This is a genomic window from Niallia sp. MER 6, assembly GCF_023714395.1.
Classification (GTDB): domain Bacteria; phylum Bacillota; class Bacilli; order Bacillales; family Cytobacillaceae; genus Niallia.
Genome location: NZ_JAMAUK010000105.1, coordinates 1 through 739 on the forward strand (window position 1 = coordinate 1; position 739 = coordinate 739).

General features: G+C 28.8%; 1 protein-coding gene and 1 pseudogene. Both read left to right on the top strand.

Annotated features, from left to right (window positions below; genetic code table 11):
- Positions 1-141 (top strand): annotated as a pseudogene (locus tag M3600_RS28430) (IS110 family transposase); the annotation flags it as partial.
- A gap of 335 nt (positions 142-476) precedes the next feature.
- Complete coding sequence (locus M3600_RS29490) at positions 477-668, top strand: TetR family transcriptional regulator (RefSeq protein WP_396953857.1); 192 nt, start codon at positions 477-479, stop codon at positions 666-668.
- Positions 669-739 lie beyond the last annotated feature (71 nt).

The following is a 739-nucleotide window of genomic DNA, read 5'->3' on the forward strand; positions in this document are numbered from 1 at the left end:
AAGAGATTAAGAGAATATTACGATAAAAAACGGGAGGAAGGTAAACCCTATAAAGTCACTATAATTGCTTGTGCAAATAAACTTTTACACTGGATATATGCACTGTTGAAAAACAAATCTACTTTCCAAGATATAGCGTAATTAAAAAGTAAAACGGACCAAAACTTTCCAAATAGTGAAATTGGAAGGTTATTTCGTATACATAAATTTAGTATAACATGAAAGATTTAAAGAATTTATTTATTGACAAACTAATAACTGGTTTTATTTAAGTGTAATAGTTTACAATCTTTTGATTATAAATCATATTTAGTCTTCAAAATGCTTAGATTAGCCATGATTTTTTTCAATTTAAACGATAATATATAACTAGTTAGCTTATTTTAAAATGTATCACTCAACTGGAGGCGCTTATTATAGAACATCAACATAAACCAAAGAAACTAAAAGATAAAGATAGACAAGAGGAAATTTTAATCGCTTGTGACCAATTATATAGTCTACATGGGTATGAGGGTGTAAACTTAAAAGCAATTTCTAAGTTAACAACCTTCACGAGAACATTAATTTATAAATATTACAATTCTAAAGAAGAAATTATGTTAGACCTTCTTGTTTATTGCAAAATAAAAGTACAGAGGTTTGCGAGGAATTTGTGCAGAATCTAACTGCATAAAAAATAGGCTTGCCAGCCCCTAAAATATCCCCTACTGTATGGATTGAGAGATCACAACAGTGG